This window comes from Hymenobacter coccineus, assembly GCF_001816125.1.
Lineage (GTDB): Bacteria > Bacteroidota > Bacteroidia > Cytophagales > Hymenobacteraceae > Hymenobacter > Hymenobacter coccineus.
Window position 1 is genome coordinate 1 of sequence record NZ_MDZA01000161.1, and the last position, 5,307, is coordinate 5,307.

The 5,307-nt window shown below is 63.5% G+C and carries 6 protein-coding genes; 1 reads left to right on the plus strand and 5 read right to left on the minus strand.

What is annotated here, in order from left to right:
• Window positions 1-254: 254 nt before the first annotated feature.
• On the minus strand, window positions 255-473 hold the full coding sequence (locus BEN49_RS27860) for an NTF2 fold immunity protein (RefSeq protein ID WP_070743197.1): 219 nt from the start codon (window positions 471-473) through the stop codon (window positions 255-257).
• Between the two features lie 411 nt (window positions 474-884).
• Between BEN49_RS27860 and BEN49_RS10885 the strand changes: the two genes are divergently transcribed.
• The gene (locus tag BEN49_RS10885) at window positions 885-1,439 is read left to right on the plus strand and encodes a GNAT family N-acetyltransferase (RefSeq protein ID WP_070743199.1); all 555 of its coding nucleotides are present in this window, start codon (window positions 885-887) and stop codon (window positions 1,437-1,439) included.
• 86 nt (window positions 1,440-1,525) lie between these two features.
• Here BEN49_RS10885 and BEN49_RS10890 read toward each other — a convergent pair whose 3' ends face one another.
• The 4 genes from BEN49_RS10890 to BEN49_RS27865 form a co-directional block, all read right to left on the minus strand.
• On the minus strand, window positions 1,526-1,978 hold the full coding sequence (locus tag BEN49_RS10890) for an RES family NAD+ phosphorylase (protein WP_070743201.1): 453 nt from the start codon (window positions 1,976-1,978) through the stop codon (window positions 1,526-1,528).
• Window positions 1,979-2,003: 25 nt separating this feature from the next.
• On the minus strand, window positions 2,004-2,357 hold the full coding sequence (locus BEN49_RS10895; protein WP_070743203.1) for an Xre family toxin-antitoxin system antitoxin: 354 nt from the start codon (window positions 2,355-2,357) through the stop codon (window positions 2,004-2,006).
• Window positions 2,358-2,646: 289 nt separating this feature from the next.
• Window positions 2,647-4,335 (minus strand): T9SS type A sorting domain-containing protein, encoded by a 1,689-nt coding sequence (locus BEN49_RS10900; RefSeq protein WP_158022838.1) that lies wholly within the window; start codon window positions 4,333-4,335, stop codon window positions 2,647-2,649.
• Window positions 4,336-4,610: 275 nt separating this feature from the next.
• Window positions 4,611-5,307, minus strand: a 697-nt coding sequence (locus tag BEN49_RS27865) for a hypothetical protein (RefSeq protein ID WP_158022840.1), incomplete at its 5' end; no start/stop codon positions are given.

Below are 5,307 nucleotides of genomic sequence, written 5' to 3' on the forward strand. Positions count from 1 at the left end.
CAACGGCGCAGCACGGGCGCGGCGGCGGGGGCGCGGGCTACCGGCGCTGCATCAGCCCCCGGCACGCCGCCCGGCCCCCTACCGATGGTGGTGGTGATGGCCGTGGCCCACAGCGGCGTTCCCGGCCGAAACGGCCGTTGCAGCAAAGCAAAACGGGAAAGCGGGGGTGCTCATTCTGGCCGCAAAGGTAGTTCGCTTTCCCAAACGGGCAAGGCCGGGCAAAGGTTTTGCGGGCGGGCGGGGCGGCGGGGCGCTTATTTGCCGTGGGTGAGGTGCAGCACCTGGCCATCGGCGGCTTTCAGGACGATTTCGAAGGTGCCCCCGTCGTACCCCACCGGCAGCGTGCCGCTGAGGTACCAGCACCCGTCGCTGCGGTAAACCTCATAAGGGCGTTCATTAACGATGGTGCGCTGGCCGTAGAGGGGAAACAGGAGGGCTTCCGCGACGGCAATGGCAACCTGTTTGTTGGGCAATACTGGGATTATTGCGTCAGCGGGCCCCCGGACAGCCCGCCTTACCTGCTCCCGGGCGTAGGCCTCCCCCATCGCTGCCCGGCCCTTTGTAGCTTGCCCACAGCTCATTAGTGGGAGCAGTAGGCTCGTTAGCGAAAGCAATAAAAAGAACAGCCGCTTCATAAGCAGAAACCAGATAGGCAGGGAATTATGGCTCATTTAGGGGCCCTACGCTCATTTTGCACGTTCGTCTCTCCTGGCAGGAGCGAGCAGCGCGATACCGTCCACCTGCTGCTTGGCAACCCAGGTTATATCTGGCCGCTGGGGTTTCATCTTTTGAGAGACCAGCCGGGGCAGCCTGTTTTTAACCGTGCGGCCGGCTTACTTTTAGCGCCTGCCCACTCGGCGGCAAGTAACTGATAAAACAAAAACATGGTGAAGCTCGTGCCTTTGCAACCGGAACACGTGGTGCCCTTTTACACGTGGCTCCGCGACCCCGAAGCCATTGCGTATTCGCTCTCGGCTTTCCAACGCATGACGACCACGGCGCAGATTGACCAGTGGTTTGCGGCCACCTTGCAGCAGGCAAACGCCCTCAACTTGGGGATCTATTGGGAGGAAACCCACGCGTTGATTGGCTATGCGGGCCTCTCGAATATTTCCGCAACGAATCAATCGGGTGAATACTTCATCTTTATCGGCGAGCGAGCCGCGTGGGGGAAGGGCGTAGGTACGGCGGTAACGAAGCAAATCCTCCACTTGGGCTTCACCAGCCACCCGCTCAACCGGATCATGCTGACGGTTTCCGAACCAAATACGGGCGGTTTGAAAGCCTACACGAAAGCGGGCTTCGTGGTGGAAGGGCGCCTGCGACAGGCAGCTTGTCGGCAAGGCGTATTTCACGACAAGATTGTGATGTCCGTGTTAAAAGCAGAATGGAAGCCCCAGGGCGTACCAGGTGGCGAGCCTAACCGAGGCAATCCCTAGGAAGCAACGCTACCGAAAAGCTTGTCGCTTAACCCTTAACCCAAATTTTTAGCCAATCCTAAGCACCTGATCCGTTGCGCCGCCGGCTATTCCCCTTTGATGCGCGGGTCAAACGCGAAATCCTCTCGGGCCACGAGGCGCACGCGGGCAAAATCGGGGTGCTGGGTGTTGAACACGTAGTTAAACTCGTGGGCGATGACCGACGAGGGCACCCGCAGCACGGCCGCGGCCCGGCGCGCGTACCAGGCCGCGCCCAGGGGCTGGCAGCGGGCGTAGTGCGCCGGCGACTGCCAGTCGGCGGGCAGGTCGGCCAGCCGGAATTCTTCCACCGCCAGCTCGTCGGGGAAGTCGATAACCACCACTTTGAACAGGTCACTGAGGCCCTCGCCGCTACGGTGCACCACGTTTTCGAGGCAGGCCAGGGCCCGGCTGCCGGCGGCGTAAAGCACGAACTGACCGCGCAGGTTCCAGCGGCCGGGGTTGCCGGAGGCCACCAGGGCATCGGCGTACTTGGCCAGGCAAATGCGGTAAACTTCCACGGGAGCGGCGGCTGGGGGCCCTAGCCTAGGCCAGGTCGCCGTAGGCGATGCGGTCGATTTCCTCCGTCACCAGGTCGATGCCACCGCTGGTTTCGAGCAGCGCCAGCGGCACCTGGGCCCCCAGGCCGTAGGCGGGCTTGCTGAGCCAGCGCCGAAACGCGGCCGGGGCCCCGAACACTTCCTCGCCGCGGCGGGCCAGGGCCAGCAGCTTGAGCACCTGCTCGCTGGCAGCGGGGTTGAGGCGCTTTTTGGCCTCGCGGTAGGTGCGCAGGGTTTTGGTGGTGGTATGCAGCAAGTCGGCCAGTTCGTCGGCGTGGAGCTGGAGCACCCCGGCCACGTCGAACGCCGTTTTGGCCAGCACGCCGGCGCGCGCCTCCATCACCAGCGCGTAAGGGTCGCCACGACGGTGGCCAAGCCTAACAGAGCGGCGGAGTAAACAGCGGTGCGGGGGTGAAGGGCAGCAGCGGGCATGGCGACGGCGGGAAATATTTCCCCAAAGATGGGAACATTTTCCCTAACAACGGGAAAATGTTCCGTTTTGGTTCGAAGACCCTTACCGAAGGGAACAGTTTGAGTCCTCGGCAACGGCGACCAGCAGCTTCTTCGTTTCCTAACCAGGCCGCCGGCCCGAACGCTTCAGGCGGCGGACCTTGCCATTGGCCGACGGCTTAGTTTTTCACCAGCCGCTGCAGTACCGTCCCTTCCAACGCCACCAAGCGCACGGTGTAAATACCGGGAGCCAGTGCTGAAAGTTCGAGGGCCTGGCGAACGGCGTGTTGTTGCACAGGCACTTCCAGTTGCTGAACTACTTGCCCCAAGTTGTTGAGCACCGTCACTTGAACGAAACGTTGCGCTTGCAACCCGTCTACCGCCAGAGTGGCGGAGGTTTGCAAAGCCGGATTGGGAAACAAACCGGCGCTCACCCCCACTGCCCGGCCCGCCGGGGCCCCAGTGCTCAAGACAGTAGCGCCCACCTGCACGGCCCATACATCGTAATCGCCGCGGCTGTCCGCGGTTTTATCGCGGCCGCTGTTCGAGGCAGACGTGCCCACCAGCAGGGCCCCGCCAGTGGGCAGCGGCAGGATGCCGGCCAGGTAGTCGTTCCGGTCGCCCCCAAAGGCGTGGTCCTCCCGCACCTGCCCGTTGGCGTCGAGGTCGGCCAGCCAAAAATCATAGGGTACATCGCCGTGGCCCCCAATCGTCCCCGCACCGTCGAGTGCGGCATCGTTGCCTGTATTGCCCCCCAAAAAGTAGCCACCCCGGGGATTATTTTGCAGGATTGGGCCCTGCACTTGCAAGGGCAGACCGCCGTTGTACAGGGCCCCGTTGCCGTACACGTGGTCCCATTCCCGGGAGCCTTGCGCATCCAACTTAAGTACCCAAAATAGCTTATTAGTAGCCTTGTCGGCTGCGCTAGTTTTGTCGCCGCTTACGGGCGAGTAGGAAAGCCCAGCGGCCAGAATGCCCCCGTCCGGGGTGGCCAGCAGCGCCCGCACGTTGTCGCTCCCCGTACCGCCGTACAGGTGGTCCCACACTTTTGCACCCTGCGCGTCGAGCTTTATCAACCAGAAATCATCCCCGCCGCGGCTGGCGTCCGTCACGTCTCCGCCCGGGGCGCTGCCACCCCCGCCGCCATTTACAAACGGCAAAGCACCCACCACGAACCCGCCACCAGGCACGGCAACGGCATCATACACGTATTCTGCCCCCGAGCCGCCAAGGCGCTTGTCCCACTGCTTGGCCCCCTGGGCATCTACTTTGACCACCCAAACGTCGCCCAAGCCGAGCAACGGTTCGGTGCGGTCCCCATCAGGGGCCAGATTAGCCGCCGCCGACGTGTTACCGCACCAGCCAACCAGCAGAAAGCCCCCGTCGGGCGCGGCCACGGCAGTAACTAGCATGTCAACGCCTGAACTACCGAATACCTTGTCCCACAGTTTATTGCCTTGGGCGTCCACTTTCACGACCCAGTAATCGTCCCCGCCCCGCGACGGCGCGGTTTTGTCGCCGCCCGCTCCCGAAGTCGACCAGCCGCAGAGCAGGTACCCCCCGTCACCAGCCGCCACCAGTTTCACCAAGCGGTCGTCGCCAGGGCCCCCGTAGCGCTTGTCCCACAGCTTGCGGCCGCGCGCATCAGTTTTGATGAGCCAGTAATCGCCGGCGCCCACCCCCGGCCCGCTTACCTCGCCGCTGGCATTGGAATAAGTAGAGCCCCCGAGCAGAAAGCCCCCATCAGCCGTCGGCACCCCCCCCGCGGCCCAATCAGAGCCCGTGCCACCGTAAGTGTAGTCGGCCAATTTGGTTTGGGCCGCAAGCGGTGAGGCCAACCCCAGGCCGCTGGCCAACAAAGCGGACATAAAAAAGCAGAACAGTCGATTCATTGTGTGGAAGGGGGAATAGGTAGAAAGAAATATAATTAACAAACTTTCAATTAAACACTTACATTCATCACACCCTGAATACTGTAGTAAAATAGGGGTGGGGAAAGGAGCAACCGGCGCCCCGCCCCCGGGGGCCACAGACCAGACCCGATCTGGCTGCCAAAGGCTGCCGGGCCCTGTAAAATAATTACAGCCGGAACCGCACCCCCACTTGCAGGCCGGTGGCCGTGGGCCGTTGCCGCAGGCCAGTTTCAGGCTTGTAGGTGGAAAGCGCCTGCCAACGCAGGCTCGGCGCTGCGCTCAAGCTGAGGCGGTCGGTAAGGGCGTAGTTCAGGGCCAGCGCGCCGGACAGGGCCACGTTCAGCGCCCGGAACGGGCCGTTGCCTGGCCCGACGGGGGCAGTGCGAAAAGTTTCGCCATCGGCGGTGACGACGCCCGTACCGCCCAAAAAAAAACTGGAGCTGGGCCCCGCCCGATACGTCGGCCCACCACCGGCCGGGGCCCGGCGAGAATCGGTAGCGCACCCGCAGCGGCACGGTGAAGAAACGGTACTGGGGCTGGAGCAGCGCGCTCGCCACCGTAACCTGCGTGCTGATGCGCGGCGTGATGGTTTTGTGGATGAAACGGGTGCTGTCAACGCGCACCGTGGTAGTGGTTGAATCGTAAGTTACCCGCACGGCCGTGGTGGTGGTGGAATCGTAGGCCACGCGCACGGCTGTGGTGGTGGTCGTGAGGCGCAAATCAACGCCATACGTAGCGTAGCCCACCCCGCCGCCCACGCTCAGGCGGGGCGTGAGCTGGTACTCGGCCGCCAGGGCTACGCTCAGGCCCGCGCGCCCCACCTCGTGGAAATCAACGCCATACGTAGCGTAGCCCACCCCGCCGCCCACGCTCAGGCGGGGCGTGAGCTGGTACTCGGCCGCCAGGGCTACGCTCAGGCCCGCGCGC

Bases quoted from the DNA above. Each gene is read 5' to 3' on its own strand.
- BEN49_RS10885 (WP_070743199.1), top strand. From the start codon at position 885: ATGGTGAAGCTCGTGCCTTTGCAACCGGAACACGTGGTGCCCTTTTAC.
- BEN49_RS10895 (WP_070743203.1), bottom strand. From the start codon at position 2,357: ATGGAGGCGCGCGCCGGCGTGCTGGCCAAAACGGCGTTCGACGTGGCC.
- BEN49_RS10900 (WP_158022838.1), bottom strand. From the start codon at position 4,335: ATGTCCGCTTTGTTGGCCAGCGGCCTGGGGTTGGCCTCACCGCTTGCG.